At 62.5% G+C, this 26,115-nt stretch carries 30 protein-coding genes; 6 read left to right on the top strand and 24 right to left on the bottom strand.

All coding sequences use genetic code 11. From position 1 onward, the window contains the following. Nucleotides 1–52 precede the first annotated feature (52 nt). The 5 genes from ACR42D_RS08245 to ACR42D_RS08225 all read right to left on the bottom strand — a co-directional run bounded on the left by ACR42D_RS08245 (nucleotide 53) and on the right by ACR42D_RS08225 (nucleotide 6,162). A complete protein-coding gene (locus ACR42D_RS08245; protein ID WP_484566338.1) occupies nucleotides 53–841 on the bottom strand; it encodes a formate dehydrogenase accessory sulfurtransferase FdhD in 789 nt (262 codons plus the stop codon). A gap of 3 nt (nucleotides 842–844) precedes the next feature. Continuing rightward, nucleotides 845–1,759, bottom strand: coding sequence for a formate dehydrogenase accessory protein FdhE (locus tag ACR42D_RS08240; RefSeq protein ID WP_484566337.1), 915 nt, complete (start codon nucleotides 1,757–1,759; stop codon nucleotides 845–847). Between the two features lie 74 nt (nucleotides 1,760–1,833). Further along, nucleotides 1,834–2,568, bottom strand: coding sequence for a 4Fe-4S dicluster domain-containing protein (locus tag ACR42D_RS08235; protein WP_484566336.1), 735 nt, complete (start codon nucleotides 2,566–2,568; stop codon nucleotides 1,834–1,836). Nucleotides 2,569–2,579: 11 nt separating this feature from the next. Next, nucleotides 2,580–5,621, bottom strand: coding sequence for a formate dehydrogenase-N subunit alpha (fdnG, locus tag ACR42D_RS08230; protein ID WP_484566335.1), 3,042 nt, complete (start codon nucleotides 5,619–5,621; stop codon nucleotides 2,580–2,582). Nucleotides 5,622–5,769: 148 nt separating this feature from the next. After that, entirely contained in the window at nucleotides 5,770–6,162 is a 393-nt protein-coding gene (locus tag ACR42D_RS08225) for a winged helix-turn-helix domain-containing protein (RefSeq protein WP_484566334.1), read from the bottom strand. 524 nt (nucleotides 6,163–6,686) lie between these two features. Between ACR42D_RS08225 and ACR42D_RS08220 the strand changes: the two genes are divergently transcribed. Both ACR42D_RS08220 and ACR42D_RS08215 read left to right on the top strand, forming a co-directional pair. Then, the gene (locus ACR42D_RS08220) at nucleotides 6,687–7,964 is read left to right on the top strand and encodes a double-cubane-cluster-containing anaerobic reductase (protein ID WP_484566333.1); all 1,278 of its coding nucleotides are present in this window, start codon (nucleotides 6,687–6,689) and stop codon (nucleotides 7,962–7,964) included. After that, on the top strand, nucleotides 7,961–8,740 hold the full coding sequence (locus ACR42D_RS08215; RefSeq protein WP_484566332.1) for an acyl-CoA dehydratase activase: 780 nt from the start codon (nucleotides 7,961–7,963) through the stop codon (nucleotides 8,738–8,740). The genes ACR42D_RS08220 and ACR42D_RS08215 overlap by 4 nt, the downstream gene beginning before the upstream one ends. 26 nt (nucleotides 8,741–8,766) lie before the next feature. On the opposite strand, the gene ACR42D_RS08210 is transcribed toward ACR42D_RS08215, so the two are convergent. The 11 genes from ACR42D_RS08210 to ACR42D_RS08160 form a co-directional block, all read right to left on the bottom strand. Further along, on the bottom strand, nucleotides 8,767–9,339 hold the full coding sequence (locus ACR42D_RS08210; RefSeq protein ID WP_484566331.1) for a DUF2179 domain-containing protein: 573 nt from the start codon (nucleotides 9,337–9,339) through the stop codon (nucleotides 8,767–8,769). Nucleotides 9,340–9,691: 352 nt separating this feature from the next. After that, entirely contained in the window at nucleotides 9,692–10,681 is a 990-nt protein-coding gene (ilvC, locus tag ACR42D_RS08205) for a ketol-acid reductoisomerase (protein ID WP_484566330.1), read from the bottom strand. A 119-nt stretch (nucleotides 10,682–10,800) separates the two neighbouring features. Then, the gene (gene ilvN / locus ACR42D_RS08200) at nucleotides 10,801–11,292 is read right to left on the bottom strand and encodes an acetolactate synthase small subunit (RefSeq protein ID WP_319584637.1); all 492 of its coding nucleotides are present in this window, start codon (nucleotides 11,290–11,292) and stop codon (nucleotides 10,801–10,803) included. A gap of 9 nt (nucleotides 11,293–11,301) precedes the next feature. Further along, nucleotides 11,302–12,993 (bottom strand): biosynthetic-type acetolactate synthase large subunit, encoded by a 1,692-nt coding sequence (gene ilvB / locus ACR42D_RS08195; RefSeq protein WP_484566329.1) that lies wholly within the window; start codon nucleotides 12,991–12,993, stop codon nucleotides 11,302–11,304. 3 nt (nucleotides 12,994–12,996) lie between these two features. Then, entirely contained in the window at nucleotides 12,997–13,227 is a 231-nt protein-coding gene (locus tag ACR42D_RS08190; RefSeq protein WP_484566328.1) for a DUF465 domain-containing protein, read from the bottom strand. Between the two features lie 20 nt (nucleotides 13,228–13,247). Beyond that, the gene (locus ACR42D_RS08185; RefSeq protein WP_484566327.1) at nucleotides 13,248–13,544 is read right to left on the bottom strand and encodes a DUF167 domain-containing protein; all 297 of its coding nucleotides are present in this window, start codon (nucleotides 13,542–13,544) and stop codon (nucleotides 13,248–13,250) included. A gap of 21 nt (nucleotides 13,545–13,565) precedes the next feature. Further along, nucleotides 13,566–14,069: a DivIVA domain-containing protein gene (locus tag ACR42D_RS08180; protein WP_484566326.1), complete on the bottom strand. Its 504-nt coding sequence runs from the start codon at nucleotides 14,067–14,069 to the stop codon at nucleotides 13,566–13,568. A gap of 23 nt (nucleotides 14,070–14,092) precedes the next feature. After that, a complete protein-coding gene (locus tag ACR42D_RS08175; RefSeq protein WP_371384988.1) occupies nucleotides 14,093–14,410 on the bottom strand; it encodes a YggT family protein in 318 nt (105 codons plus the stop codon). Nucleotides 14,411–14,495: 85 nt separating this feature from the next. Further along, complete coding sequence (locus ACR42D_RS08170; RefSeq protein ID WP_484566325.1) at nucleotides 14,496–15,176, bottom strand: HAD family hydrolase; 681 nt, start codon at nucleotides 15,174–15,176, stop codon at nucleotides 14,496–14,498. Nucleotides 15,177–15,192: 16 nt separating this feature from the next. Beyond that, nucleotides 15,193–15,975, bottom strand: a complete 783-nt coding sequence (locus ACR42D_RS08165) for a hypothetical protein (protein ID WP_484566324.1) — start codon at nucleotides 15,973–15,975, stop codon at nucleotides 15,193–15,195. A gap of 16 nt (nucleotides 15,976–15,991) precedes the next feature. After that, a complete protein-coding gene (locus ACR42D_RS08160; RefSeq protein WP_484566323.1) occupies nucleotides 15,992–16,363 on the bottom strand; it encodes a hypothetical protein in 372 nt (123 codons plus the stop codon). Nucleotides 16,364–16,605: 242 nt separating this feature from the next. Here ACR42D_RS08160 and ACR42D_RS08155 point away from each other — a divergent pair, with 242 nt between their 5' ends. Continuing rightward, on the top strand, nucleotides 16,606–16,806 hold the full coding sequence (locus tag ACR42D_RS08155) for a twin-arginine translocase TatA/TatE family subunit (RefSeq protein WP_371384984.1): 201 nt from the start codon (nucleotides 16,606–16,608) through the stop codon (nucleotides 16,804–16,806). 348 nt (nucleotides 16,807–17,154) lie between these two features. Here the strand turns inward: ACR42D_RS08155 and pgsA are convergent, their stop codons facing one another. The 3 genes from pgsA to ACR42D_RS08140 are packed head-to-tail and all read right to left on the bottom strand — an operon-like array spanning nucleotide 17,155 to nucleotide 19,573. After that, the gene (gene pgsA / locus ACR42D_RS08150; protein WP_484566322.1) at nucleotides 17,155–17,721 is read right to left on the bottom strand and encodes a CDP-diacylglycerol--glycerol-3-phosphate 3-phosphatidyltransferase; all 567 of its coding nucleotides are present in this window, start codon (nucleotides 17,719–17,721) and stop codon (nucleotides 17,155–17,157) included. Nucleotides 17,722–17,739: 18 nt separating this feature from the next. Beyond that, entirely contained in the window at nucleotides 17,740–18,642 is a 903-nt protein-coding gene (locus tag ACR42D_RS08145; protein ID WP_484566321.1) for a hypothetical protein, read from the bottom strand. Further along, nucleotides 18,635–19,573, bottom strand: a complete 939-nt coding sequence (locus tag ACR42D_RS08140; protein WP_484566320.1) for a hypothetical protein — start codon at nucleotides 19,571–19,573, stop codon at nucleotides 18,635–18,637. Before ACR42D_RS08140 ends, ACR42D_RS08145 begins: the two co-directional genes overlap by 8 nt. A 155-nt stretch (nucleotides 19,574–19,728) precedes the next feature. On the opposite strand from ACR42D_RS08140, the gene ACR42D_RS08135 reads away from it, so the two are divergent. Beyond that, a complete protein-coding gene (locus tag ACR42D_RS08135) occupies nucleotides 19,729–20,217 on the top strand; it encodes a SixA phosphatase family protein (RefSeq protein WP_484566319.1) in 489 nt (162 codons plus the stop codon). Here ACR42D_RS08135 and miaA read toward each other — a convergent pair whose 3' ends face one another. Genes miaA through ACR42D_RS08115 form a run of 4 tightly spaced genes read right to left on the bottom strand, consistent with a single transcriptional unit; the run spans nucleotide 20,218 to nucleotide 23,832 of the window. Further along, nucleotides 20,218–21,147, bottom strand: coding sequence for a tRNA (adenosine(37)-N6)-dimethylallyltransferase MiaA (gene miaA / locus ACR42D_RS08130; protein WP_484566318.1), 930 nt, complete (start codon nucleotides 21,145–21,147; stop codon nucleotides 20,218–20,220). It abuts the gene before it with no gap. Then, the gene (coaD, locus tag ACR42D_RS08125; RefSeq protein WP_484566317.1) at nucleotides 21,147–21,674 is read right to left on the bottom strand and encodes a pantetheine-phosphate adenylyltransferase; all 528 of its coding nucleotides are present in this window, start codon (nucleotides 21,672–21,674) and stop codon (nucleotides 21,147–21,149) included. Before coaD ends, miaA begins: the two co-directional genes overlap by 1 nt. After that, nucleotides 21,662–22,222, bottom strand: a complete 561-nt coding sequence (gene rsmD / locus ACR42D_RS08120) for a 16S rRNA (guanine(966)-N(2))-methyltransferase RsmD (protein ID WP_484566316.1) — start codon at nucleotides 22,220–22,222, stop codon at nucleotides 21,662–21,664. The genes coaD and rsmD overlap by 13 nt, the downstream gene beginning before the upstream one ends. A gap of 2 nt (nucleotides 22,223–22,224) precedes the next feature. Then, on the bottom strand, nucleotides 22,225–23,832 hold the full coding sequence (locus ACR42D_RS08115) for an MBL fold metallo-hydrolase RNA specificity domain-containing protein (RefSeq protein WP_484566315.1): 1,608 nt from the start codon (nucleotides 23,830–23,832) through the stop codon (nucleotides 22,225–22,227). A 170-nt stretch (nucleotides 23,833–24,002) separates the two neighbouring features. Between ACR42D_RS08115 and ACR42D_RS08110 the strand changes: the two genes are divergently transcribed. Together ACR42D_RS08110 and ACR42D_RS08105 are read left to right on the top strand one after the other, a co-directional pair. Beyond that, nucleotides 24,003–24,662 (top strand): LOG family protein, encoded by a 660-nt coding sequence (locus ACR42D_RS08110; RefSeq protein ID WP_484566314.1) that lies wholly within the window; start codon nucleotides 24,003–24,005, stop codon nucleotides 24,660–24,662. A 6-nt stretch (nucleotides 24,663–24,668) separates the two neighbouring features. Beyond that, nucleotides 24,669–25,571 carry a DMT family transporter gene (locus ACR42D_RS08105; protein WP_484566313.1) on the top strand — a complete coding sequence of 301 codons (903 nt, stop codon included), beginning with the start codon at nucleotides 24,669–24,671 and terminating at the stop codon, nucleotides 25,569–25,571. A gap of 113 nt (nucleotides 25,572–25,684) precedes the next feature. On the opposite strand, the gene ACR42D_RS08100 is transcribed toward ACR42D_RS08105, so the two are convergent. Beyond that, nucleotides 25,685–26,068: an OsmC family protein gene (locus ACR42D_RS08100; protein WP_484566312.1), complete on the bottom strand. Its 384-nt coding sequence runs from the start codon at nucleotides 26,066–26,068 to the stop codon at nucleotides 25,685–25,687. Nucleotides 26,069–26,115: the final 47 nt, after the last annotated feature.

Genomic DNA, 26,115 nt, shown 5'->3' with positions numbered 1-26,115 from the left:
TAAACTCGCCGCGAAGCGGCTTCCACTCCTGATTTTCTTCCTGAAAAAGCCCCTACCGGAACCTCCAGCCGTTCGCGTAAACGTTGAAGGAATTGTCCTTGATACGCCCGACCAGGCTCAGGTTGTTGCGCTCGGCATAGGTGATGGCCGAACTGGTCGCGGCCGAGAACCCGCACAGGACCGGGATGTTGGCCGTGGTCGCCTTGGTGGCCAGTTCCAGGGCAAGGCGCGACGAGAGCATGGCGATGGTCACCGATTCCAGGGTCCCTTCGAGCAGGGCGCGGCCCACGGCCTTGTCAAAGGCGTTGTGCCTTCCTACATCCTCCCCGTAGGAGATCAACTCCCCTTTTGCAGAGAACAGGGCCGCCGCATGGGTGGACCCGGTGTTCTTGAACAGCGACTGCCGCCTCTCGAAGACCGCCTTCAAGTCGAAGAGCAGCTCCGGCGCGATATGCACCGGCCGGGGCGAGGGATAGATGCGCCGCACCGCCACCGGGGTCTTGAGGTCCACGTCCACGCGAGACGGGCCGTGGTAGGAAAAGGCCATGTTGACGATATCGTCCGGGCACATGACCCTGGACTGGGCGAACAGGTAGCCCGCCACCAGGTTCAGGTCGTCGCCCGGCGTCCGGGCCAGGACGGCCTCGGCCCTGCCGTTGACGGTCAGACGGATGTCCGCTTCCTCGGCGATCTGATCGTCCTTGAAGGACAACTCGCCGTCCGAGTAGCGCTGGATGGTCACCGGGCAGGCCAGTTGCATGGGCCGGACCTCGGCCTGCCGTTCCGTCCGCTTGGATTCCGTCTGGCCGCCCACGGCCCTGAGATGCGATGAGGGAGCCATACCCTACTCCAGGCTGTTCCAGAGGGTCGGGGAGATGGGGTTGAGATCGTGCTCGCGGGCGAAGATGTCCAGATGGATCAGCCCGATCTGGGCGACATCCAGGTCCGGCAGCGGCTCGCACTCCCGCATGTCGATGCTCAGACAGTACTTGCCACACTTGTGGCACGCCTCGATGCGCTCATACCGGGCGTTCTCCTGGAAGAACACCTCGCGTGAATCGTTCTCGTCGTTGCCGCAGGACGGGCAGGCGTTGCGCTTGTAACGCCAGTCGTGTCCGCACAGGGAACAGTGCAGAAACTTCTTTCCGCCGCCGCCGACCAGCTGGTCCAGGTCGGTCACTTCCTTGGGGGAAAGCTGGGCGATGGAGGGCGTGGCCCCGCACACCGGGCAATACCCCTCGTCCCAGCCGATCTTGGAGAGAGGCTCGCCCAGGCCTGCGGCCATGACGCGCAGGACAGGCGAGAAAACGGTCTCCGAAATATACAGCAGCGTGGTGTACGGTGTGATGCCCAGCTGTACGGAGGTGTTCTCAAAGTGTTTCCAGTTGCCTTCGATCCGGGCCTGGGCAAGCCCCGCAATGCTGTCGGAGTCGGCCATGAATGCTTCAAGCTTTCGCCATGCGTCCTTGTCTATTCCGAGCACGTCCGAAAGCAGGGGCAGCATGGCCACCGCCGACGTCTTCAGATGCTCGGCCCAGGGAGCGAGGTCCGTGTCCACCAGGACGGGCACGCCCTGGTTCGCGCGGGCCGCGTCGATGTCCGGCAGGTCCAGCCCGCTGGCCGCAAATTCGTCGCTCAACCGCGCCTTTTCCTCGAACAGGGGACCGAACTTTTCGGCCAGTTCGGCGTAGGCAGGAACGCGTTTCTTGATGGCGTCGAGGGTCGAGACTACTGTTTTCCGGTCAAAAGCCGATTTCATGGTGTTCTCCGGTTCCCCGCTTCGGGCCGGAGCGCCCCTTGGGAGCGCCCCGGCCTCTGCGGAGACAGTTCAGGTTATGCCTTCATGGCCTTGAATGGTCTTGCCAGTGTGGCAAGGAACTGCTTCTTCGACATGGGGCCGACATTGGCCTCGGCCACCGCGTTGTCGGTGTAGTTCGCGGGCTCATCGATGAGCAGATAGATGACGTTGACGTCGTCGGGGTCGGCCAGCATGGCCTTGGGCCACTTCTTCTTCAGGACGGCGAGGCGCTTTTCGGCCAGGGCCAGCATATCCTCGCGCTCGCCGAAGTTCATGGTCCCGGTAGGACAGACCTTGACGCAGGCGGGCAGCATGCCCGCGTGCACGCGGTCGTTGCACATGGTGCATTTGCTCATCAGTCCGGTCTGGTCGTTGCGCCGCGGGATATTGTACGGGCACGCCTCGCGGACCTCTTCGGCCTCTTCCTTGGAGAATTTCGTGGTCTTCTCGGTGAAGATGACCGCACCGGTCTTGTTGTCCTGGACGATGGCCTCCTCGACGTACACGTCACCCAGTTCCTTGCACGGGGGGACTGCGCAGTGGCGGCATTGGTCCGGGAAGAAGTTCCAGCGGACCACGCCGTCCTCGAGATGTTCGCTGAAGCGAACGAGTTTGTAGTTGTTGGGATTCAGGTCCTGCGGATTCTGATGGCTGCCCCATTGGTACTGGGTCGTCTTGTTGGCGGGCAGTTCATGCCACTCCTTGCAGGCTATCTGACAGCCGCGGCACGCGGTGCAGCGGGAGGTGTCTATCAAGAATGACTTAGGCATGTCGCATCTCCTTAGGTTGCCAGCTCGGTGAGCTTGTCGGCCTTGCGAACGTTCACGCAACAGGCTTTGTACTCGGGAATGGTGGTGTTCGGGTCGCCCACCGAAGGCGTCAGCCTGTTGGTGGCGTCGCCGGTTCCCGGAGTCGTCCAGCCGAAGCAGAACGGCATGCCGATTTCATGGATGATGCGTCCGTGCACCTTGAGCGGGCGCATGCGGACCGTGACCATGGCGATCGCCTCGACCCTGCCGCGGGCGGATTCGATGATCACGCCGTCCCCGTTCTTGATGCCCTTCTCCTGAGCCAGTTCCGGGCTCATCTCGACGTACTGCTGAGGCTCGGCCTCGAGCAGGTTCGGGATGTTCCGGGTCTCGCCGCCGCCGCACCAGTGTTCGGTCAGGCTGTAGGTGGTCAGCACGATCGGATACTTGGGATCGGCGGGCTTGGCCAGTTTGTCCATGTTGGAGGATACGAACTTGTACACCGGGCTGTTGAGCTGCTTGGAGAACTTGTTCGAATCCACCGGGGTTTCCACCGGCTCGTAGTGTTCGGAGAACGGGCCGTCCTGTCGGCCGGGGCCGAATATCTGGCCGAAACCGTGCTTGGACATGATGAACGGGTACTTGCCCTTGCCGGTGGCCATGGGCGGCCAGCCGCCGTCGGGCACGTCGCCGATCCACTTGCCGTCCTTCCACTCGATGACGGCCTTGGCCGGATTGTACGGCTTGCCGTTCAGGTCGACCGAGGCGCGGTTGTAGAGGATGCGGCGGTTGACCGGCCAGCACCAGGACCAGTTCGGGAACAGGCCGATGTTGGCCTGCATCTCGGTCTGCTTGGTGGACCGGCGCTTGCATTTGTTGCCGTCCTCTTCGGTGTAGCTGCCCGCGTAGAGCCAGTTCAGGCTCATGGTCGAGCCGTCATCCTTGAGCGCGGTGAAGGAAGGCACCTGCTGGCCCTTCTTGTACAGCTTGTCCTTGACCTGGGTGTCCCTGGTGAAGCGGCCGTTGATGCGGGCGCACAGGTCGTCCGGGTCATAGGCATCGGGGTAGTCAAGCCAGGTGACCGCCTCGGGCAGCTTGCCGCCCTCCTTTGCGTACAGGGCCTGGACGCGCTTCATGAACCCGCAGAACATGTCGCCGAAGGGACGCGCCTCGAAGGCGGGCTCCACGGCCTTGTAGTGCCAGAGCAGCCAGCGACCGGAGTTGGTCACCGAGCCCTCCTTCTCCAGCCGGTGGGCCGAAGGCAGGAGGAAGACCTCGGTCTTGATCTTTTTGGGATCAACGCCGGGCCGGTGCCAGTTGTCGGTGGTCTCCGAGTGATGCAGCTCGGACGTGACCAGCCACTCCAGATTGTCCAGGGCCTTGCGGACCTTGTTGGAGTTGGGCACGGAGTTCATAGGGTTCAGGCCGATGATGATGCCGCCCCGTATCTTGCCCTGGTACATCCGGTCGAAGAGGAACATGTAGGAATAGTCCTCGCCCTTTTCGATCTTCGGAAGCAGTTCGTAGCAGAAGCCGTTTTCCCTGGTGGCGTGATCGCCGTACCAGGCCTTGAGCAGGCTGGCGAAGTACTTGGGCTTGTGCTGCCACCAGTTGGCGGACATAGGGTCGTTGCTGACCGGGGTGTTGGCCTTGATGTACTCGTCGTAGGTCTGCCAGCCGTTGTGCGGCATGGCCATGTAACCAGGGATGATGTGGTACAGCAGGGTGTGGTCCGTGGACCCCTGGACGTTGGGCTCGCCGCGCAGGGCGTTGATGCCGCCGCCGGCCACGCCGATGTTGCCCAGCAACAGCTGGATGATGGCCGCGGAACGGATGTTCTGCACGCCCACGGTGTGCTGGGTCCAGCCGAGCGCGTACATGACGGTCCCGGCCTTGTCCGCCCTGCCCGTGGCCGCGAAGGTCTCGTACACCTTGAGCAGGTTTTCCTTGGACACGCCGGTCGTGGTCGAAACGGTGTCCAGGTCGTAGCGGGAATAGTGCTCCTTGAGAAGCTGGAACACGCAACGGGGGTTCTTCAGGCTGGGATCGCGCACGGGAACGCCGTTCGCATCCATCTCGAAGCCCCACTTGCTCTTGTCGTAGGAGCGGGTCTTGGCGTCGTAGCCGGTGAAGATACCGTCCTTGAAGCCGTAATCCTTGCCCACGACGAGCGCGGCGTTGGTGTACTGGGCCACGTATTCGTGGAAGTACTTCTCATTGTCGACGATGTACTTGATCATGCCTCCCAGGAAGGCGATGTCCGTGCCGGACCGCAGGGGGACATGGAAATCCGAGCGCGCCGAGGTGCGCGAGAACTTCGGGTCCACGTGCATTACCGTGGCTCCCTTGTCCTTGGCCTGCAACACCCATTTGAACGAAATCGGATGATGTTCGGCAGCATTGCTGCCCATGATAAGGATGGAGTCGGCATTCTTAATGTCGACCCAGTGGTTGGTCATCGCACCGCGTCCGAACGACTCTCCCAGAGCCGCAACTGTGGCGCTGTGTCAGATACGCGCCTGGTGGTCCATGTGGACGACACCCAGGCCGCGCATCGCCTGATGGGCGATGGCACATTCCTCGTTGCCCGCGTGGGAGGTGCCCAGCAGGAACATGGATTCGAGACGGTTGACGGTTTTCCCCTTGTCATCCTTGAGGATGATGTCCTTGTCGCGGGTGTCCTTGATGCGCCGCGCGATGCGGTCCAGCATCCAGTCCCAGCTCTTCTCTTCCCACTTGTCGCTGTAGGGAGCGCGGTACATGGGCTTCTGCAGCCGGTGATGGCTGGTGGTCATGGTAAACATGGCCGCGCCCTTGGCGCACAGCGAGCCTTCGTTGATGGGGTAGTCCGGGTCGCCCTCGGTGTTCACGAGCTTGCCGTCCTTGACGTACCCGATGATGTGGCAGCTCACCGAGCAGAACGGACAGACCGTCACAACCTCTTTGGCGCCGGAGATCTTGAGCTCCGCCGCGTAGGCCTTGATCGGAGTCAGACTGACTCCGAGTTGCCCGAGGGTGAGACACGCCGCTCCGGAGCCTGCGAGCTTCATGAAGCTTCGGCGGTCGAGTTTCATACCAATGGCCTCCTTGCTATGTGCCGGACCATGGCCATGGCCCGGCTGTTGCTGTCCCGGGCGAAATGCCCAGGCCCAGCAACGATAGCATTTAATTCAATTAATTCAATGTGTTATTATTAGCACATTGGAAGGCGCAGGATTCCGCTCATTTATATTGGTCAAGTGAAAAAGGTAAGAATTCTTGGCTCTTGGAGAGTGCGAAGGCCTCGACCTCCTGATACCACTTGTCGTAGCACTGGGCGATGGATTTACCGAAGGCGGTCAAATGGTACCCGGCGCGCCGGTTGGAAGCCCGCTCGATGAGCTTGCGGCCGATAAGTTCCTCGGTGGTCTTGATCTTGCCCCAGGCGCCCCGGTAGGACATGCCCAAGGCCTCGGCCGCCGCCTTGAGCGAACCATGCTCCTCCACGGATTTCAGCAACTGCAAACGACCCAGGCCGAACAGAACGCCCTCCTCGGTCTCGAACCACAGGTGCATCCGCATGGTGGGGTTGCGTCGCTTGGCGCAGGCGTTCTTTGTCGATCTCGCATCCAGCATGGTCTACCTCCCCGTGAGCGCGGCGGGTCTCAACCTTGTCCGCCCGCCGGCCGTGGACCGCCTCCGGGCCGGGGAACGGCACCCGGCACGTCTCCGCAAGGAGCGTATCCGGGCTGCACGGAATCAAACGAACAAACGGTCTCGGTCATCCTCGCTCTATTATGCTCACATAGACATAAATATCTCCTAGGGGACTCCCGGACGGGCCACAACACTTTCACAACAACACCATGATTTGACACCAAACCAGTCTCAACCCATCAAAATATCGTCACAATATGTTTTCCAAGCCCCGCCCGGATGATTTGCCTACATTTATGTCATCCAAATTTGGTACACCAAAACAGGAAGTTATGTCTCCGCGCTCCATATTTCCTTCAATGAAAAAAAGTGTCGAATCGTTGAAGAGTGCGTTTTCCTGTCGCGGCCAGGGTTTTAAAAATAGAAAAACGGACTGGATTGTTATTGCTCAAATCGATATCAAAGCTGATCCAATCAAAACGTCCTATCCTGGGGAGAACGGAATGTCCGAAAGCACGCATCATGAAATGTGGGAAAAACTGAATATGGACCTCGAGGCGCACGACGGCCTGCTCGAGGTGCTCGGCAAATTTTACGGGGACATCTACCTGTCCCAGGAGAACCGGCTCAAGGGCGCTGAATACCTCGACTTCGTTCTGTCCGAAGTGCACGGCCTGCGCATCAAGGAGCTGCAGGACGCCAAGGCCCAGGGCCGCAAGGTCGTGGGCACCTTCTGCGTATTCGTGCCCGAGGAGATCACCCTGGCCGCCGACGCCATCCACGTCGGGCTGTGCGCCGGGGCCGAGGCGGGCAGCGAGCTGGCCGAACAGCTCGTGCCGCGCAACACCTGCGCCCTGATCAAGTCCTTCATCGGTTTCAAGATGGCCAAGCTCTGCCCGTACATCGAGTCCTCGGACATGATCGTGGGCGAGACGACCTGCGACGGCAAGAAGAAGGCCTACGAAGCGTTCAACGAGATCGCGCCCACCTACGTCATGGAAGTGCCCCAGACCAAGTCCGAGGCCGCCCGCGACCTGTGGAAGTCCGAGGTCATGCGCTACATGAAGGCCGTGGAGGAGCTGACCGGCGTGACCATCACCGCCGAGAAGCTGAAGGAAGGCATCAAGATCATCAACGGCAAGCGCCGCGCCCTGCAGCGGCTGACCCGCCTGCGAGCCGCCTCCCCGGCTCCCATTTCCGGCCGCGACGCCCTGCTGGTCAACCAGATCAGCTTCTACGACGACCCGGTCCGGTTCACGGCCAAGATCAACGAGTTGTGCGACGAACTGGAAGCGCGCATCGACAAGGGCGACGGCGTGGCTCCGGCGAACACCCCCCGGCTGATGCTCTCTGGCTGTCCCATGGCCGTGCCCAACTGGAAGCTGCCCTACGTGGTGGAGAGCTCCGGCGCGGTCATCGTGGGCGAGGAATCGTGTATCGGCACCCGCAACTCGCGGGATCTGGTGGATGAATCGGGCGATACCCTGGAAGCGATGATCGACGCCATCGCCGACCGCTACATGAAGATCGACTGCGCCTGCTTCACCCCCAACCAGGAGCGGCTGGACAACATCACCAGCCTGGCCAAGGACCTCAAGGCCGACGGCGTGATCCACTACAGCCTGCTCTTCTGCCAGCCGTACACCCATGAGTCCATGAAGGTGGACAAGGCGCTGCAGGTGGAAGGCATCCCCATGCTGTCCATCGAGACCGACTACTCCATGGAGGACGTGGAGCAGCTCAAGACGCGCATCGAGGCCTTTGTGGAGACCCTTGCATGATCGCGGGCCTGGACATAGGGTCCCGCTCCATCGAGCTGGTCACCCTGATCGACGGCGTGGTGGCGGAGGCGAAAAAGCTCCCCACCACCTTCGATCCCGTTTCCCAGTGTTTCAAACTGCTGGATGGATTGCGCCCCGCCTCCTTGGTCGGGACCGGCTACGGGCGCAATCTCATCCAGCGGCTTGGCCTGGACTGCGAGTGCTCGACCATCACCGAGATCAAGGCCCACGCATTGGGCGCTGCGCACCTCTTCCCCGAGGCGCGCACGGTGCTCGATATCGGCGGACAGGACACCAAGGCCATGTCCCTGGCGGGCGGACGGGTCCTGAAATTCGAGATGAACGACCGCTGTGCGGCCGGGACGGGCAAATTCCTGGAATACACGGCCGGGGTCTTCCAAATCCCGGTTGAGGACTTCGGGCCCTACGCCATGAAGGGCGAAAACCCGCCCGAGATCAGCTCCATCTGCACGGTCTTCGCCGAGACCGAGGCCACCTCGCTCATGGCGCGCGGCGAGCGGCCCGAGGCCATAGCGCTGGGGCTGCACAAGGCCATCGTCAAGCGCACGGCCAACATGCTCCGCCGGGTGGGGCTGAACTTCCCCCTGGTCTTCACCGGCGGCGTGGCCAACAACCCGTGCGTGCTCGACCTGCTGGCCAAGAGCGTGGGCGGAGAGATCGGCCGGGACATCCTGGTCCCGGACAACCCCGACCACATGGGCGCGCTGGGCGCGGCCCTGCACCGCCATCACGGCGACATGGCCAACGCCCGCTAGTCCCTGCAACCGACAGGAAAATACGATCAGATTTGCGGGACGAGCCGCCTGATGGGCCGCAGGACCTTGTCCATGCGGCTTTCGGACGGGCTGGGCACCTCGCTGGCGCCGCCCGCAGTCTCGAAGGTGTAGAACAGGTCGGGATCGACCCGCCGGGCCTCGCTCAGTACGAGCTTCATGTCCTTGCGCTTGCAGACCACGAACTGAACCGTGACCGCGCCCTCGGAGCCCTCTCCGGCCACGGTGGTGATCATGAACCCGGCACGGCGCACGGCGTCGGCGATCTCGCCGCCCTTCCAGGCGCTGATGATGCGCACCACCACGTTGCCCAGGGCCAGCTTCTTCTCGGCCAGGATACCGACCACGTTGCCCGTGGCGAAGCCCACGGCGTAGAACAGGCCGAGCACGGGCGCGTCGCCCACCTTGGTCATGACCGCCGAGGTCCCGAAAACCCACAGAGTCATCTCCAGGCAGCCGAGAAGAAAGGCCGCGCGAGACTCGCCGAGCATGGTCACGATGGTCCGCACAGTGCCGATGGTCAGGGCCATCACCTCCAAGAAATAGATGGCCAAGCCGAGAAATAGGACATCCAAAGTCATTATCTCACCCTCGAATTCGATTTTGGAGAGCGAGGACTATTCATCTTTGACCCATGGGTCAAGAGAAAAAAGAGGGTAAAAATGTGACAATTTCACCCTCGGTTTTCGACCTACAAAAACGTATGTAAATGCCCCTCGAACACCCCATCTCCTCCAACACGCCAACGGCCCGGAAATACATATAAAGCCGCGCCGCAGGCGCAACATGGGATGCAAGGGTGCGAACCCTTGCCCGCCGGAGGCGAAATCACCTGTAATCCGCCGCGAAGCGGCATCCCCCTTCTTCTATGAAAAACCACAAAAAAGGCGGCCCCGATCGGGACCGCCTTTGAATAGCCATTGGGAGACGAGCTTACTTCTGGAGCCAGCTCATCATCTTGCGCAGGCGAGCGCCGACTTCCTCGATCTGCGCCTCGGCGCCGATGCGGCGCATGGTCTTCAGACCGACCTGCCCGGCCTGGTTGTCCAGGATGAAGTTGCGGGCGAAGGTGCCGTCCTGGATCTCCTTGAGCACACGGCGCATTTCCTCGCGGGTCTCATCGGTGATGATGCGGGGGCCGGTGACGTAGTCGCCGTACTCGGCGGTCTCGGAGATGGAGTAGCGCATCATGGACATGCCGCCCTCGTACATGAGGTCGATGATCAGCTTGAGCTCGTGCAGGCACTCGAAGTAGGCCATCTCGGGCTGGTAACCGGCCTCGACCAGGGTGTCGAAACCGGCCTTGCACAGGGCGGTCAGGCCGCCGCAGAGCACGGCCTGCTCACCGAACAGGTCGGTCTCGGTCTCTTCCCGGAAGGTGGTCTTGATCACGCCGGAGCGAGCGCCGCCGATACCCTTGGCATAGGCCAGGGCGATGTCGGTGGCCTTGCCGGAAGCATCGGCGGCCACGGCCACCAGGCAGGGCACGCCGCCGCCCTCGGTGAAGGTGCGGCGCACCAGATGACCGGGGCCCTTGGGGGCGATCATGACGCAGTCCACGCCCGCGGGCGGGGTGATCTGCTGGAAATGGACGTTGAAGCCGTGACCGAAGGCGATGATGTTGCCTTCTTCGAGGTACGGGAGAATTTCGTTCTTGAAGACTGCGGCCTGGTACTGGTCGGGCAGCAGGATCATGATCATGTCGGCCTGCTTGGCGGCATCGGCGACGGACATGGGCTCGAAGCCGTGCTCCTTGGCCAGGTCGTAGTTGGGGCCACCGGGGCGCTGGGCCACGATGACGTTGACGCCCGAATCACGCAGGTTCTGCGCATGGGCATGGCCCTGGCTGCCGTAGCCGACCACGGCCACGGTCTTGTCCTTCAAAAGGCTCAGGTCCGCATCTTTCTCGTAATACACTTTCATGGGAGTTTCTCCTCGATATTGTTTGCCCCACTTGGGACACAACGGCTTGAATTATATAAACATGCGAAAAAGCCGGGCGAGGAGAAAACTCCTGGCCCGGTGAGTCGCCTGATTGCAAATTATAGGTCGATCTGCATGGAGCGGCGCATGGCCACGTTGCCGGTGCGTGCGACTTCCTTGATGCCGAAGCGGGTGAGCAGATTGACGATGGCGCCGATCTTGCCCTGGTCGCCTGTAACCTCAATGGTCAGCTCGTCGACGCTCACGTCTACAACCTTGCACCTGAAGATGTCAACAATACGCAGGATCTCCGCGCGTTTTGAATCCTCGGCATTGACCTTGAGCAGGACCATTTCGCGTTCAACGGACTTCAGTTCGGTGAGATCCTTGACCTTAATGGTGGGTACCAGCTTGCGCAGCTGCTTGACGATCTGCTCGACGATGGCGTCGTCGCCCTCGGCCACGATGGTCATGAGGGAGACGCCCTTCTCCAGGGTCGGGGCCACGTTCAGCGAATAGATGTTGAAGCCGCGGCCGGAGAAGAGCCCGGCCACGCGGGACAGGACGCCCGGTTCGTTTTCAACCATCACGGAAAGAGTGTGCTTGCTCATCACGGCCTCCTAAACCAACAGCATCTCGGTCAGCGACGCTCCGGCCGGGACCATGGGATAGACGTTTTCTTCCTTTTCCACGCGAATGTCGACGATGACCGGCTTGTCCACCTTGAAGGCTTCGCGCAGGGTCTTCTCAACGTCCTTCTTCTCGGTCACCCGGAAACCGGCGGCCCCGTAGGCCTCGGCCAGTTTGACGAAGTCGGGCTGGGCGTCCATGCAGGTGGCGCAGTAGTTCTTCTCGTAGAAGAGCTCCTGCCACTGCCGGACCATGCCGAGATAGCCGTTGTTCAGGATGACGATCTTGACCGGCAGCTTGTTGCAGACCACGGTCATCATCTCCTGGATGCACATCTGGATGGAGCCGTCGCCCGCGATGTCGATGACCAGCTTGTCCGGGAAGGCGCGCTGCGCGCCCATGGCGGCCGGGAAGCCGTAGCCCATGGTGCCCAACCCCCCGGAGGTCAGCAGCGTGTTCGGCCGTTTGTACTTGTAGAACTGGGCGGCCCACATCTGGTTCTGGCCGACCTCGGTGGCGATGATCGCGTCGCCCTTGGTGATCTCGTAAATCTTCTCGACCACGTACTGCGGCTTGATGCCCTCGGAGTCGTCCTTGTAGGTCAGCGGATGCTCCTTGGCCCAGCCCTGGACCTTGTCCACCCACTCCTTGTGGTCGGCTCCCCAGTCGTATTCGCCCAGCGTGGACTCGGTCTCGGCCTTGAGCGCGGCCAGGGCGGGCTTGCAGTCAGCCACCAGGGGCACCTGGACCGAAACGTTCTTCTGGATGGAGGTCGGGTCCACGTCGATGTGCACGATGGTCGCGTTGGGGGCGAAGGTGTCCACCTTGCCGGTCACGCGGTCGTCGAACCGCGCACCCACGGCCAGGAGCAGGTCGCAGTTGTTCACCGCCATGTTGGCGGCGTAGGTGCCGTGCATGCCGAGCATGCCCAGGAACAGCTCGTCGTCGCCCGGAAACGCGCCCAGCCCCATGAGGGTGGAGGTCACCGGGATGTGCAGCTTCTGCCCGAGCCAGGTCAACTCCTCGTGGGAACCGGAGGTGATCACCCCGCCGCCGGAGTAGATCAGCGGCCGCTTGGCCTTCTTGAGGAGCTTGACCACCTTGCGGATCTGGCCGATGTGCGGCTTCTTGGTCGGCTTGTAGCTGCGCATGGACACTTCTTCGGGATAACTGAACTCGGCCACCTGCTGCTGGATGTCCTTGGGCAGGTCCACCAGGACCGGGCCGGGACGCCCGGAACGGGCCAGGTAGAAGGCCTGCTTGACCGTCTTGGCCAGGTCGTTGATGTCCTGGACCAGGTAGTTGTGCTTGGTGCAGGGCCGGGTGATCCCGACGATGTCCACTTCCTGGAAGGCGTCATTGCCGATCAGGGCCCGGGGTACCTGACCGGTGAAAATGACGACCGGAATGGAGTCGGCGTAGGCCGTGGCGATCCCGGTTACGGTATTGGTGGCACCGGGGCCGGAGGTGACTAGGCATACCCCTACCCGGCCAGTGGCCCGGGCATAACCGTCGGCGGCATGAATGGCGCCCTGTTCGTGGCGCACCAGGATATGCTCCACGGACGACTTGGGTATCTCGTCATATATGTCAATCACGGCTCCCCCGGGGAAACCGAACATGACATCAACACCTTCCTCTTCCAGACACTTGAGCAGAATCTGGGCCCCGGTCAACTTCATTTGCTATGCCTCCAATTGGCGGTATTTTTCGAGCAGCGAAGACAGGGTCGTCTTCCCCGCCAGCTTCTTCTTCTTGAGTTCCTTCATCTCCTGCATCTCCGTGGGAGAAAGGTAGGACTTGGACTCGAGCTTATCCAGCATTTTCTCGTAATTGATATGTTGATCCCACAGAGCCTTGAGTTGCGTATCTTCGGCCCCGTACTTCTCGATGAGTTCAAGGTCCTTGGCTTCCATGTGCTTCTCCTTTTTACAGGTTAACGCGGTGACATGCCTGAAAGAAGACTTCCCCAGTCCGGCTCTCCCGCTGTATTAAGTGCCAGGTTCTTCTTCCGGCTGGTATGTCCGGAGGTGATTTCCACCTGGCTTTTTTTCAACCGCAACAACCGGGCGATGTACGCGACCAACCCCTTGTTGGCCTTGTTGTCCACCGCCGGTGCCCTGAGGCGAACCTTCAGACACCCCTGGTACTCGCCGGCGACTTCGTCCTTCCTGGCGCCCGGCTGGGCCCAGACGTCGAGGGACCACCCCGACTCCCGCTTTGAGACGAACACCGGCCGTGAAATACGCGCCCCCTACTCGACCTTCTTGAGGTACTTGAGCTTGGACTCGATCTCCTCGACCTTCTCCCGCTCGGGGTCGCTGCGTTCGAGCATCTCCAGATGCGCGTTGAGCATGCCCTTGAGCTGGACCTCGAACTGGGTGCGGGACCGCTTCAGGGATTCGATCTCCTCATGGATCTGGGCGAGCCGGTTGTGGCCCTTGCGCACGGTGTCGTCCGCCTTGGCCCGCGCCTCGTCCAGGATGAGCTGCGCCTCGCGCCCGGCCGCGACCTTGAGGTCGTCGACCATCTTCTGGGTGGACATGAGGGTGTCCCGCAGGGTCTCGTCGCGCCGACGGTACTCCTTGAGGGCGCTCTCCAACCGCTTGATCTTCTTGCGCATGCCCTTCTGCACATCGGCCGCGTCGCCCAGAACTTCGGCCAGTTCGAGCATGAACTGGTCGACCTCCATGCGCGAGTAGCCGAGCAGGCCGCGCGAAAACTGCTTGTTGAGCAAATCGATCTTGGAAACGGTCACCTCGGTCCTCCTTGGTCAAAGGGCTACATGGGCATGCCTGTAGACATGGAGAATGCCAATCTCTCTAAATTCGCGACCACTACGATTTTGCAAACCTGAATAGCGAGCAGGACAACGATCGGCGACAAATCGAAACCGCCGACCACGGCGAAAGGAATCCAGCTACGGATCTTGTAGAAGACAGGCTCCGTGACGCCGCGCAAGAAACGGACAATGGGGTTATAAGGGTCTGGATTTACCCAAGAAAGTAATGCGGAAACAATGACAATCCAAAAATATATTTCAAGAACGGCGCTGATGACGAAGGCCGCCGCATGGACTAACGAGCCCAAAAATTCCATAAAACCTCCAAAAAGCCCAGTGCATTACACTGGAGATTAGTATCAATGTTGGTAATTTCGCATACAGGAATGCAAGAATCAAGTCCTAAAACGCTGGAGCACACCCTTTGTAGCAGCGCTGCATGGCCGCCCGGATGTCCCAGAAATCCTCGATGAACAGATCGGACTCCAGAGCGGGGTCGCGATAGGCCCAGAAACGCACTCCGGCGGCCCGCGCCGCGCGCTGGTCCACGATGGAATCCCCGATGTAGGCCACCTCGTCCGGGCGCACGCCGTGGGTGCGCATGATCCGGTACAGCCCCTCGGGGTGCGGCTTGGGCTGGCTGACCACGCGGGAGGTGACGATCGGGTGGAAGAATCCCTCCAGGTCCGTGAGCTTGAGCACCAGGCTCATGGACTCGCCCCGGCTGGTGTTCACGGCCAGGTTGAACCCGGCCCCGCGCAGCCACCACAGAAACTCGCGGATGCCGTCCGAACGCTTGAAGTACGGCGCCAGGTCCGCCTGGCTCATGGTCGAGCCTATGGCGAAGGCCTCTTTCAGCCTGTCCTCGGGCACGATATGGCGCACGGCCTCGTCATGGGTGCGCGAGTGCACGAAATAGCGCTCCGCGTCGTTCATGGGCGGCATGCCCAGCTTCTCGCGGATGGTGCCGTAATAGACCATGTTGGCCTCGTAGGAATCGATCAGTACCCCGTCGTTGTCGAAAACGATGGTCTTGAGGCCCTCGACAAGACGGGGATTCATCAACGGGTTGGCGATCGCCATGTATCCTCTCCGGGGGTTACTTCAGAATTGCGACGGTCAGTCGTTTCAGGGCCGCGGGCATGCCCTGGGGCTCCCGGCGGCGGCAGCCGAACTTCCAGGCCGGGGCCGTGGCGCGCAAAAGGCCGTCCTCCCCTTCCTCGAAGGCGATGCCGAACTCTTCCCAGACCTCGAATATCTCGGGCTCGGCGCAGACCAGGACCGTGTCCTCGGGCACAAACGCAGGCAGGGCCTCGATGACGCGCTGCCAGGGCAGCTGAACCTCCTGGCCGTCGGACGTGCCCCCGGTGTGGCTGAGGGTCTCGCCCAAGGCGGTCTCGCGCTCGCCCAGGCTGTCCTCCTCGTCCACGCCGATGGTCCGGTCCATGGCGTCCCAGCCGTCGCGGATGCCCTCTTCCAGACCGGCCAGCTCCAGGATGCGCTCCTCGAAGGCCCAGGCCAGAAGCAGCACGAACTGCGCCTTGGACGCGGCCTCGCGGGTCTCGCGCTCCTGCTTGGTCCCCTGGCCGTCGTCGAACTGGCGCGACAGCTGGGCCTGGATGGACATGGACGATCCCTCGTAGAAATCGTCGGCGGTAACGGCCCCGAAATAGGCCATCTCGCCCGGGTCCTTGAACTGCTCGCCGAAGCGGATGCAGTCGTTGATCAACGCCCCGGCCGTCTTCGGATCGAGCGGCAGCCCTTCGGGACGAAAGGCGTGCGGGTCCGGCTCGACGGCCAGGCCGGGATCGAAAAAGGTCAGTCCGTCCAGGTCCTCGCCGGACCACAGCTCGGGGTGCATGTAGGGAAAAGCCAGCAGCATGCTCGGTCTCCTTGTTCTATTCGTCGGTAGCCGGGCCGAAATGGCGGCAACGCCCGTGGCATCGGGGCAGCCCCATGACGCAGACCCCGTCCAGATGGTGGCCGCAGCCGGGTGCGGACGCGCCCTGCCTGTACGTATACATCCCGCAGTGGAACGTGTCCCGGGCCATACGCTGGAACTGGCGGCCCCAGAGGTCCGGGACCGCGTCCTCCGCCACGCCGAAATACTCGGCGCGGCGCAAAAAGTCGTCAAAGGAAGACTCCCACCGGGCCGTGACCTGGCAGCGCCATGACTTCGTGTATCCGGGATTGAGCCACTCCTCGTACAGGCAGCGGCCGTTGATATGGTGCCTGCAGTCCGTGCCGGGCAACCGGGAAATTTTACCCATTCCTACCTTTTGTTCATTGCGTGCGGAACGACCGAACCTCCTCCGGCCGATCGTCCAGTGCCGATGGGACAGATGTAAGGCCCGAACATTCAATTGTAAAGTCAAACCGCCCTTTTCCGGGCCGGATTCGGACCGGGGCCGCTCCACGCAAATGATCCCCCGTCCTTGACTGGGCATGGTGGCGGGTGTATAGCCTCTAACACAAATAATCGTGAAGTCATTCACGCAATTGGAGGCTATATATGTTTGGCGGATTCGGCGTTTGGGAACTCTTGATCATTCTCTTGATTGTATTGGTCATTTTCGGCGCTAAAAAGCTCCCGGAAATCGGCGGCGGCATCGGCAAGGCCATCAGCAATTTCAAGAAGGCCACCAGCGAGCCTGACGAAATCGACGTGACCCCCAAATCCTCCCCCTCCGACGACGAGAAAAAGGACAGCTAACCGCCAGCCTTCCAATCCAGAGACCCTTCAGACCCGGTTGCCACTGCGACCGGGTCTTTTTTGTGTGTGCGCCTCCGGCGGCCAGGGCGCTGCCCTGGACCCGCTTAAGAACCTTTTTGAGAAAGGTTCTTAAGAATCTCCAAAACTTTTTAGCGCCGCTTCGCGGTCATTGCGCTCACCCTGATTCTTCATCTTCCACTTTAACAATCTACCTCCACAATCCCCACTCCTCAAAAGTGGCTGCCCTGCCTTCCCCCTCCAACCGCGCGAAAGCGCAAACAAAAAGTTTGGGAGAGAGAGAGAGGGGTTGGGGGGTCCAGGGGGGAAGGAGAGAGGCATTCTTCTCCCCTACCCTTCGACTTCTTCGGAGAAGAGCTCAAAGCCTCTGCGAACGTAGGCAATGCCGGACAGGATGGTGGACAGGGCGGTTATGGCGACCAGGGTGCCGAGCAGGTAGCCGTAATCCAGGGCGAAGGTGCGGTGGATCATGACCGCGACCACGAGGACGATCTGGGCGGCGGTGTTGAACTTGCTGATCCAGATGGGCCGGATGCGGTTCTTGACGTCCACGCCGAGGAAGTTGAGCACGGCCAGGCCGCCGACGATGATCAGGTCGCGGCTGACCACGAGCACGGCGAACCAGAACGGGATCCAGCCCTTGGCGGCCAGACAGATGAAGGACGTGACCAACAGAGCCTTGTCGGCCAGGGGATCGAGCACGGCCCCGAGCTGGGTGCGCTGGTCCCAGACCCGGGCCAGGAAGCCGTCAAAGGCGTCGGTCAGTCCGGCCACGAGAAAGAGTATCCAGGCGAGATTGAAGTTCTCGCCCACGTAGGCCACGACAAAGAGCGGCGTCAGCAGGATGCGGACAATGGTCAGGATATTGGGAACGGTCCATATGGCGTCGCGCGACACGGTCCCCTCCCCGCCGGTTTAGTCCCTGTTCTCGGCGGCCAGATGGAAGCTCAGGCCGCGCTGGGGCAGGAAGGCGTTGAGCAGCATCTCCAGCCGGGCGCGGTTGATCACGGACACGGTCCAGGTGGCTCCGGTCCCGGTGGGCTGCATGTCCATGGACACCAGTTGGGCGTTCTGGACCGCGCCGTCCCAGCCGTGCAGCACGCGATCGAACTCCAGCACCCCGTCGGGCGAGAACCAGCCGGTCACGGTCAGGGACTCGCCGCCGGTCTGGGCGGCCTGGGCCGTGGGCCGGTCGAAATACCTCGGCCAGAGGGTGAACCAGGCCGTGGCCATGTCACCGTTGATGGCCAGCCACTCCTGGCCGTCGTAGGACAGGTGGCACTTCCAGGTGCCCTTGTCGCTGCCGCGCTCCAGGGTGAAGACCGGGGAACCGCCCTCGGTGGGCGCGATGCCGGTCAGGTTGATGAGATGATGCAGGGCCTGCAGTTCCTCGTCGGTGAGATCGCCGGGCCAGACCACGGTGGCGGGCTGGGCCTGGGCCAGGGTGGCAAAGAGCCCCATGCCGGTAAGGCTGTCGCGCAGGGTTCTGCGGTCCACCCGAACGTCCATGGTCAGGCTCATTCCCTCGGGGAAGTCCTGGAAGGAGACGACCTTGTAGCCCTGGATGAACGGCTCGGCATGGCCGAGGAGGTACTCCTTGAGCAGCGCGGTGCGCGCCTCGGGGAGCTTGTCCGCGAGCATGGTCCGGGCCTCGTCGAGCACGGCCTGGGCGAATCCCTGGGCGCGCGCCTTGTCGCGCAGGTCGCGCTGGGACATGCCTTCGGCCATGGGCTCGAAGACCTGGACCTGACCGGCCAGGGCGGGCAATGCGGCCAGCAGGCAGCAGGTAATGGTCAGCAGAAATATATACTTACGCATCGCTCTCTCCCTCGGCCTTCACGGCCGCGCCCGCGCTCTCGGGCGACTTTTCCGGCGCATCCACCAGGATGACGACCCGGCATCCGTCCGCAATGGAACCGGTCTTGACCACGGCCCGGACCAGCCGGGCGTCGGAGGCGGCGATGACCACATCGGTCCGCCAGGAGCCGTAGGCGCTCAGGGCCTTGACCATGAGCGGCCGGTTGCCGACCCGTTCGGCCAGCACCTTGGGGTTGTCGCTGACGGCGTAGGCGACCATGCCCTTGTCGGCCACGTTGGTCCGGCCGACCTGGAAATACCCGTATGCGCCGAATCCGTCCTGCCCGTAGATCACCGGAGCCAGGGCCGGAGTCAGCTTGAGGCCGCGCGCGTCGATGACGACGCCGGTATAGCCGCGCGTGCCGCTGCCCACTTCCTCGGGAGCGTTGTCCGGCATGTCCACACCCTGCCCCGTGGCCGTGGAGAGCCTGGGCGGGATGGTGCTCTGGAACTGGATGGTGTTGGGCAGGATGAGCTCGGCCAGCTGCCCGCGAAGCTTCTCGGACACCCGGACCGTACCCGCCTCCTCGTAGAGGCCCGGCCCCCGGTACAGGGAGTTCTGGATGAGCCCGCGCACCTGGGCGGCAAGGTCGCTGTCCCCGGAAAGAAACGCGCCCACGGTCTGATGGCCGTCGATGCGCACGGACAGGACCATGTCCAGGAGCTGCTTGCGCGCCTGGACCACGGCCTTGCGAACGGCCAGCGGCGACAGGGCCGCGTCGGATTCGTCCGTGGCCGCGCCCTCTATGGACCGGACCACGGCCAGCTCGCCGGAGCCCCAGGCGATGGTCCCGCCATTCCCGAGGGTCTGCACGAGCCCGTCAAAGGCCTGTGCGGGCGAAGAAAAAACGAGAAGCGACAATATGATGGGAACAAATATTCGAAGCGACATCTGATAACTGTCCTGAAGTGTTCAAGGCCTCGCACGGCCGGGATGGCCAAGGCCTCACCCATGTAGCGTGGTTGAAGGATTTCCGCAAGCCGCTTGCCGCCCGGCGGGTCCGGTGGTAGCCTAGCGGGATACGGCCAACAACCCCGGAGCGAAACATGCTTATCCATCTGATGCAGCACGGCGCATGCCTGCCCAAGGAAGTCAATCCGAACCAGCCCCTGAGCCCGGTGGGCCGCGAACAGGTGGAGAAAACCGCCCGGGCCGCCGCCATCCTCGGCCTGCGCTTTGAACTGGTGGCTGCCAGCTCCAAGGTCCGCTCCGTCCAGACCGCCGAAATCATGGCCGAGACGACCGGCTACCCCGTGGAGCGCATCGTGATCACGGATGCGGTCAAGGCCATGACCCCGACTGCGGAAACGCTCGGATTCATCAACGAATACGTGGGGCTGGATTCCATCCTCATCACCGGTCACCTGCCCTCCCTGGCCCTGCTGGCCTCGACCATCCTGTCGCCGAAAAAAGGGGTGGACGTCCGCGTGGAAAACGGCGGTCTCATGCAGTTGAGCCTGGAACCCGGCGAGCCCGCCGGGACCCTGAACTGGTCCATGACCCCGGCGCAACTGGCCGTTCTGGCCGGAAGCTGATCAGCCCCGCTCCGAGAGCCATCCTTCGGTCAGGTCCGCTATGGGCCCGTTCTCGCCGGGCGCGAACCAGTGGATGTCCTCTTCCTTGTTGAACCAGGTGATCTGGCGCTTGGCGTACGCCCTGGTGTTCTTCACCCACTTCTCGCGGGCCTCTACCATGGTCAACTCGCCGCGCAGGAAACCGAGCAGCTCTGCGCAGCCGATGCCGGTCCAGCCGGGCGCGTCCGGGTCCGGGCAGCGATTGAAGGCGGCCTGGGCCTCGTCCAGGGCCCCGCGCTCGAGCATGACGTCGATGCGCGCGGCCAGGTGCGGCTCAAGGTCGGCCAGACGGATGCGCATGCCCACCTTGAGGGCGTCGTACGGCGCCGGGGCGTGCTCACTCTCGGTGTGCCACCAGGTCATGGTCCGGCCCGTGGCCATGTAGACCTCGGCGGCACGGGCGTTGCGCTGGGTATCGTTGGGGTGGATCTTGGCCGCGTAGTCCGGATCGGTTTGCGCCAGCTCGGCGTGCAGGGATTGGGGCCCTTCCTTTGCCACACGCTCCAGGACCTTGTTGCGGACGTCCTCGGGGATCTCGGGAATGGGGGCGATGCCGGACAGCAGCGAGCGGAGATAGAGCCCGGTGCCGCCCACCAGGATGGGCAGCCGTCCTTGCCCGCGCACCTCCTCGATCTTGTCCACGGCCAGCTCCACGAACCGGGCCGCGGTCATCTTCTCTTCCGTGGGCAGGAACCCGTAGAGATGATGCGGGCAGGCGGCGCGCTCTTGGGCGTCGGGCTGGGCCGTGATGACCGGGAAGTCGCGGTAGACCTGGCGGGAGTCGAAATTGATCACGCTGGCGGGCAGGCGGCCCGCGATGGCGATGGCCGCCGCGGTCTTGCCCGTGCCGGTCGGGCCGAGCAGGCAGACTATGGGAGGCCGCGAAATCATCAGATGTAGTGGTTGTGTCCCCAGTCCTGGGGCTTGACGCCGTACTTGACGGACAGGGCCGTGGCCACCGGACCGGGGACCAGCCCCCGGATGTCGCCGCCGTACTGGGCCACTTCCTTGACGATGGTGGAGCTCAAGTACATCCATTTGAAGTCGGTCATCATGAAGACGGTCTCGATCTCCCACTTGAGCTTGCGGTTCATGAGCGCCATCTGAAACTCGTACTCGAAGTCCGAGACCGCGCGCAGGCCGCGCATGATCGCCCCGGCTCCCCGACTCTCCACGTAGTCGATGAGCAGGCAGTCGAAGGAGGCCACCGTGACCCTGGGCTCGTCGCGGAACACGTCCCGGGCCAGGGCCACCCGCTCGCCCACGGTGAACAGGGTCTTCTTGGGCGTGCTCTCGGCCACGGCCAGGATGATGTTGTCAAAGACCTTCAGCCCCCGGCGGGTCAGACTCACATGGCCCATGGTCAGAGGATCGAACGTGCCGGGGTAAACGGCCAGCCTGGGGTTCAATTTCGCCATAGTAAAATCCTGGTTTGACCGTATTCCCGGTCAGTTAGCAATTCCATATCCCCCACGGGCCCGTCCTGCGGGGGGGCGACCGCGCTCTCCACCTCGGCCAGGACCAGCGCGCCTCGCGCGATCCAGCCGTTCTCAAGCGCCTTGGTCAGGGCCGGGACCAGCAGGTCGCGGCCGTAGGGCGGATCGATGAAGACCAGGTCGAACGGTCTTTCCGGGCCCTTGGACAATACACTAAAAAGGTCCTTGCAGACCACCCTGTATCGGGACTTATCCACTTTCAGGTCGGTCAGATTGCGGCGGATGAGCGCGGCGGCCTTGGGGCTCTTCTCCACGAACCAGGCCGTGGGCGCGCCCCGACTGAGGCACTCCAGGGCCAGCGAGCCGCTTCCCGCGAACATGTCGATAACCCGCGCGTCATGGAAATCCACGCCCCGCGCCGTGAGCATGGAGAAGACGGACTCGCGCACCTTCATGGTCGCTGGACGGTATCCGGGGCCTTCGCAGGTCAGTATCCTGCGCCCCTTGTATTGGCCTCCGACAATGCGCACGGCTACATCTCGGAGACGAGCTCCACAATGGTGCGGTTGATGTCAAGCAGCTTGTCGCGCAGCTCGGCCTGGTCCACCCACGGGCGCTTCTCCACGTCCCGGATGCGGTTGCGCAGCTCCTGGTACAGGGTCTCGGAGTCGGCCAGAAGGAACTCCCAGTCCACGCGCGGCCGGGCCACATCGAGGTCCACCACGGGCGTGAGTTCCTTGCCCGGTTCGAGCTCCAGGACTTCCATGTACTCGGGGATATGCACCTCGAAGCCGAACCGCTCGGTGATCAGCTTGGCGAACTCTGTCTGGACCTCGGCCTCGCCGTGTACGAGCATGATTTTGATCGGCTTGCCCTGCATGGTCCCGAGCCAGTCCAGGAGCTCGTCGCGCCCGGCATGGCCGGAGAATCCGTTGATGGTGAAGACCTTGGCCTTGACCAGGACCTCCTCGCCGAAAATGGTGATCTTGTCGGCCCCGTTGACGATCTTGCGGCCCGGCGTGCCCACGCCCTGCCAGCCCACGAAGACCACGCTGGCCCCGGGACGCCACAGGTTGTGCTTGAGATGGTGCTTGACCCTGCCCGCGTTGGCCATGCCGCTGGCCGAGATGACGATGGCCGGGCCCTCGGTCTCGTTGATGGCCTGGGACTGCTCGCGCGTCTGGGTGAAATGGAGATTGGGCAGATCCAGCGGATTCTCCCCGTTGCGGATGTACTCCCGCGTCTCACTGTCGTAATATTCAGGGTGCTTGCGGAAAATCTCCGTGGCCCGGATGGCCAGCGGGCTGTCCAGATAGATGGGCATGTCGGCGGGCAGCTTGCCCTGTTTCTTGAGCAGGAACAGGGAATAGATGATCTGCTGCGAACGCTCCACCGCAAAGGCCGGGATGACCACTTTCTCGCGGTTGCCGTAGCTGTAGGCGATGGCCTCGGCCAATTCGTCCAGGCTGCCCTTCTCGTCCACGTGGTTGCGGTTGCCGTAGGTGGACTCCATGAACAGGTAGTCCGCGCACTCCATGTCCGAGGGGTCGTTGACGATGAGCTGTTCGGGCCTGCCCAGGTCGCCGGAGAAGACCACCTTGGTCCGCTTGCCGTCCTCCTCGTAGTCGATCTCGATGAAGGCCGACCCGAGGATGTGCCCGGCGTCCTTGTAGGTCACCTTGAGGCCCGGCACGGGCTCGAAGGTCTTGGAGTACTCGATGGTCGCGAACAGCGGCGAGGTCCGCTCGGCGTCGGCAAGGGTGTACAGCGGCTTGATCATGTCGCCGCCGGTGCGGCGCTGCTTGCGGTTGCCCCACTCGGCCTCCATCTCCTGGATGTGCGCCGAGTCCAGGAGCATGATCTCCAGCAGGTCGCGGGTGGGCGCGGTGCAGTAGATGGGGTTGCGGTATCCCTTGGCCACCAGGGCAGGCAGCAGCCCGGTGTGGTCCATGTGGGCGTGGGTGATCAGGATGAAATCCAGCTTCTTGGGGGCGTAGGCGTCGATGTTCCAGTTGCGCTTTTCGATCTCCCGGTTGCCCTGGTGCATGCCGCAGTCCACGGCGAACCGTTTCCCGCCGCATTCCAGTATATAACAGGAGCCGCTGACGGTGCGGGCCGCCCCCATGAAGGTGACTTTCATACGTTGTCCTCGCGTTGCGGTTCCGGTGGAAAGCCGGGATATAATCCCCTTCCGAACGGAACAAAATCAGTGTAATGAAGCAGTCGGCGGGATCCTGCATCCGCCGCCCCGACTACATGCCCCATAAACCGTGTCCAGGCAACCTCTGCCGAGTGCGCACAGGAGAAGCAATGATTCATCGTTCCAAGCAATATCTCATCGACGATCTGTCCATCCACGAGTCCTGGAGGCTCTTCAAGATCATGTCCGAAATCGTCGACGGTTTCGAGAACCTGTCCGAGATCGGACCGGCCGTGTCCGTGTTCGGATCGGCCCGGGTCCAGCAGGACGAACCGCTCTACCAGAAGACCGTGGAGCTGTCCAAGGCATTGTCCGAGGCGGGATTTTCGGTCATCACCGGCGGCGGCCCCGGCCTTATGGAGGCGGGCAACAAGGGCGCGTTCGAAAACGGCGGCGAATCCATCGGCCTGCACATCCACCTGCCCATGGAGCAGATGCACAACGAATTCCTGAATGTAAAGAGCGAGTTCCGCTACTTCTTCATCCGCAAGCTCATGTTCATCAAGTACGCCCTGGCCTACGTCGCCCTGCCCGGCGGCTACGGCACCCTGGACGAGCTGTCCGAGGCGCTGGTGCTCATCCAGACCCACCGCATCAAGCCGTTCCCCATCGTCCTCTTCGGCACCGAGTTCTGGTCCGGGCTCATCGAATGGTTCAAGAACCAGATGGTCCCCAACGGCTTCTGTAAGGAAAGCGACCTCGAATTGTTCAAGGTCACCGACGACGTGGACGAGGTGGTCAGCTACATCCGCAAGCACGTCATCGTGTAGCTCGCCGTGATCGACAGCAGGAAAGCCATACTCTACGGCCTGGCCACGGTGTCCATCTGGTCCACCGTGGCCTCGGCCTTCAAGATCGCCCTGCGCGGCCTCGACCCGTTGCAGTTACTGCTCTGCGCCTGCGCCGTATCCATCGCGGTCCTGGCGGCCATCCTGCTATTCCAAGGCAAGCTCGGCGAGTTGACCAGGATGGGCCGCAAGGAGACGCTGCGCTGCGCCCTGCTCGGGCTGCTCAACCCGTTCCTCTACTACTCCATCCTGTTCAAGGCCTATGACCTGTTACCCGCCCAGGAGGCCCAGCCCATCAACTACACCTGGGCCGTGACCCTGTCGCTGCTGTCCGTGCCCCTGCTCGGCCAGAAGCTCTCGGCCAGGGCGCTTATTGCCATCCTGCTCAGCTATCTCGGGGTGGTGGTCATCTCCACCCACGGCGACCTGCTCGGCATGCGCTTCTCCAGCCTGACGGGTGTGGCCCTGGCCCTGGGCAGCACGGTCATCTGGGCCCTGTACTGGATCTTCAACACCCGGAGCAAAGCCAACCCCATGGCTGGACTGCTCCTGAGTTTTTTGACAGGGTTCCCCTTCATCCTGGCGGCCACCCTGCTCTTCTCCGAGCTACCGCCCCTCGCCGCCGGACCGCTTTCGGCCGCCGCCTACGTGGGGCTGTTCGAGATGGGCATCACCTTCGCCCTGTGGCTGACGGCCATGAAATACGCGGCCCGGCCCGAGGGTGGGGGCACCGCCCGGGTGGCCAACCTGATCTTCCTGTCGCCGTTCCTCTCCCTGGTCTTCATCCACTTCCTGGTGGGCGAAACCATCCATCCGGCCACGGTGGTCGGCCTGGCCTTCATCATCGCGGGCAACGCCCTGATGCAGTACTCCCCCAAAAAACGCGCCTGACGCCGTCCCTCCGTCCGAAAATAAAAAAGGCACGCGATCTAATCGCGTGCCTTTTGCAGTTAATAATCCCCGTCCGCTTCGGCGATCGCCGAAACGCGCGGGCTTGCCGGTTGTTACGCCTTGAGTTCGAAAGCCACGGGCTTGCTCAGCAGGCCGTGGATGGGGCAGCCCTTCAGGGCCGCGAGCAGCCGCTTGGTGTCCTTTTCGCTCAGTCCGTCGGGCAGTTTGACGCTGTATTCGAAGGTGGAGCCGGTCTCGCCCGGCACCAGGGTGACCGAGGTCTCCACGGTGGCGGAGCCCAGGTCGATGTCGTGCGACTTGGCAAAGGCGCGCAGGGTGATATTCAGACATCCGGCCAGGGAGGCCTCCATCAGGGCGAACGGTGTGAAGGCCGCGTCCTGGCCGCCCTTGCCCACCGGGGCGTCGCACTGCCCCGCGTGTTCGCCGTCCGTGAATTCCGTCAGATAATCGTCTTGTTTGCTCTTCGTCGTGATCATTGTCGTACCTCGTTTTTGCAATCGATTGATCCGGTCGGCGCGTGCGC

The sequence above is a fragment of the Pseudodesulfovibrio sp. lm2024 genome (genome assembly GCF_051175575.1).
In the GTDB taxonomy this organism is placed as follows: domain Bacteria; phylum Desulfobacterota; class Desulfovibrionia; order Desulfovibrionales; family Desulfovibrionaceae; genus Pseudodesulfovibrio; species Pseudodesulfovibrio caledoniensis.
Note: the sequence above shows the minus strand (reverse complement) of the source record. Positions and strands in the feature narration are given on the sequence as shown.

Coding starts and splice junctions, on each gene's coding strand:
- ACR42D_RS08145 (WP_484566321.1), bottom strand. CDS start 18,642: ATGCGTAAGTATATATTTCTGCTGACCATTACCTGCTGCCTGCTGGCC.
- coaD (WP_484566317.1), bottom strand. CDS start 21,674: ATGGCGAAATTGAACCCCAGGCTGGCCGTTTACCCCGGCACGTTCGAT.
- ACR42D_RS08245 (WP_484566338.1), bottom strand. CDS start 841: ATGGCTCCCTCATCGCATCTCAGGGCCGTGGGCGGCCAGACGGAATCC.
- ACR42D_RS08160 (WP_484566323.1), bottom strand. CDS start 16,363: ATGGGTAAAATTTCCCGGTTGCCCGGCACGGACTGCAGGCACCATATC.
- ACR42D_RS08215 (WP_484566332.1), top strand. CDS start 7,961: ATGATCGCGGGCCTGGACATAGGGTCCCGCTCCATCGAGCTGGTCACC.
- ACR42D_RS08140 (WP_484566320.1), bottom strand. CDS start 19,573: ATGTCGCTTCGAATATTTGTTCCCATCATATTGTCGCTTCTCGTTTTT.
- miaA (WP_484566318.1), bottom strand. CDS start 21,147: ATGATTTCGCGGCCTCCCATAGTCTGCCTGCTCGGCCCGACCGGCACG.
- ACR42D_RS08220 (WP_484566333.1), top strand. CDS start 6,687: ATGTCCGAAAGCACGCATCATGAAATGTGGGAAAAACTGAATATGGAC.
- ACR42D_RS08115 (WP_484566315.1), bottom strand. CDS start 23,832: ATGAAAGTCACCTTCATGGGGGCGGCCCGCACCGTCAGCGGCTCCTGT.
- ilvN (WP_319584637.1), bottom strand. CDS start 11,292: ATGAGCAAGCACACTCTTTCCGTGATGGTTGAAAACGAACCGGGCGTC.
- ACR42D_RS08210 (WP_484566331.1), bottom strand. CDS start 9,339: ATGACTTTGGATGTCCTATTTCTCGGCTTGGCCATCTATTTCTTGGAG.
- ACR42D_RS08155 (WP_371384984.1), top strand. CDS start 16,606: ATGTTTGGCGGATTCGGCGTTTGGGAACTCTTGATCATTCTCTTGATT.
- ACR42D_RS08240 (WP_484566337.1), bottom strand. CDS start 1,759: ATGAAATCGGCTTTTGACCGGAAAACAGTAGTCTCGACCCTCGACGCC.
- ACR42D_RS08135 (WP_484566319.1), top strand. CDS start 19,729: ATGCTTATCCATCTGATGCAGCACGGCGCATGCCTGCCCAAGGAAGTC.
- ACR42D_RS08190 (WP_484566328.1), bottom strand. CDS start 13,227: ATGGAAGCCAAGGACCTTGAACTCATCGAGAAGTACGGGGCCGAAGAT.
- ACR42D_RS08110 (WP_484566314.1), top strand. CDS start 24,003: ATGATTCATCGTTCCAAGCAATATCTCATCGACGATCTGTCCATCCAC.
- ACR42D_RS08165 (WP_484566324.1), bottom strand. CDS start 15,975: ATGCTGCTGGCTTTTCCCTACATGCACCCCGAGCTGTGGTCCGGCGAG.
- ilvB (WP_484566329.1), bottom strand. CDS start 12,993: ATGAAGTTGACCGGGGCCCAGATTCTGCTCAAGTGTCTGGAAGAGGAA.
- ilvC (WP_484566330.1), bottom strand. CDS start 10,681: ATGAAAGTGTATTACGAGAAAGATGCGGACCTGAGCCTTTTGAAGGAC.
- ACR42D_RS08175 (WP_371384988.1), bottom strand. CDS start 14,410: ATGGAATTTTTGGGCTCGTTAGTCCATGCGGCGGCCTTCGTCATCAGC.
- ACR42D_RS08225 (WP_484566334.1), bottom strand. CDS start 6,162: ATGCTGGATGCGAGATCGACAAAGAACGCCTGCGCCAAGCGACGCAAC.
- ACR42D_RS08235 (WP_484566336.1), bottom strand. CDS start 2,568: ATGCCTAAGTCATTCTTGATAGACACCTCCCGCTGCACCGCGTGCCGC.
- ACR42D_RS08100 (WP_484566312.1), bottom strand. CDS start 26,068: ATGATCACGACGAAGAGCAAACAAGACGATTATCTGACGGAATTCACG.
- ACR42D_RS08170 (WP_484566325.1), bottom strand. CDS start 15,176: ATGGCGATCGCCAACCCGTTGATGAATCCCCGTCTTGTCGAGGGCCTC.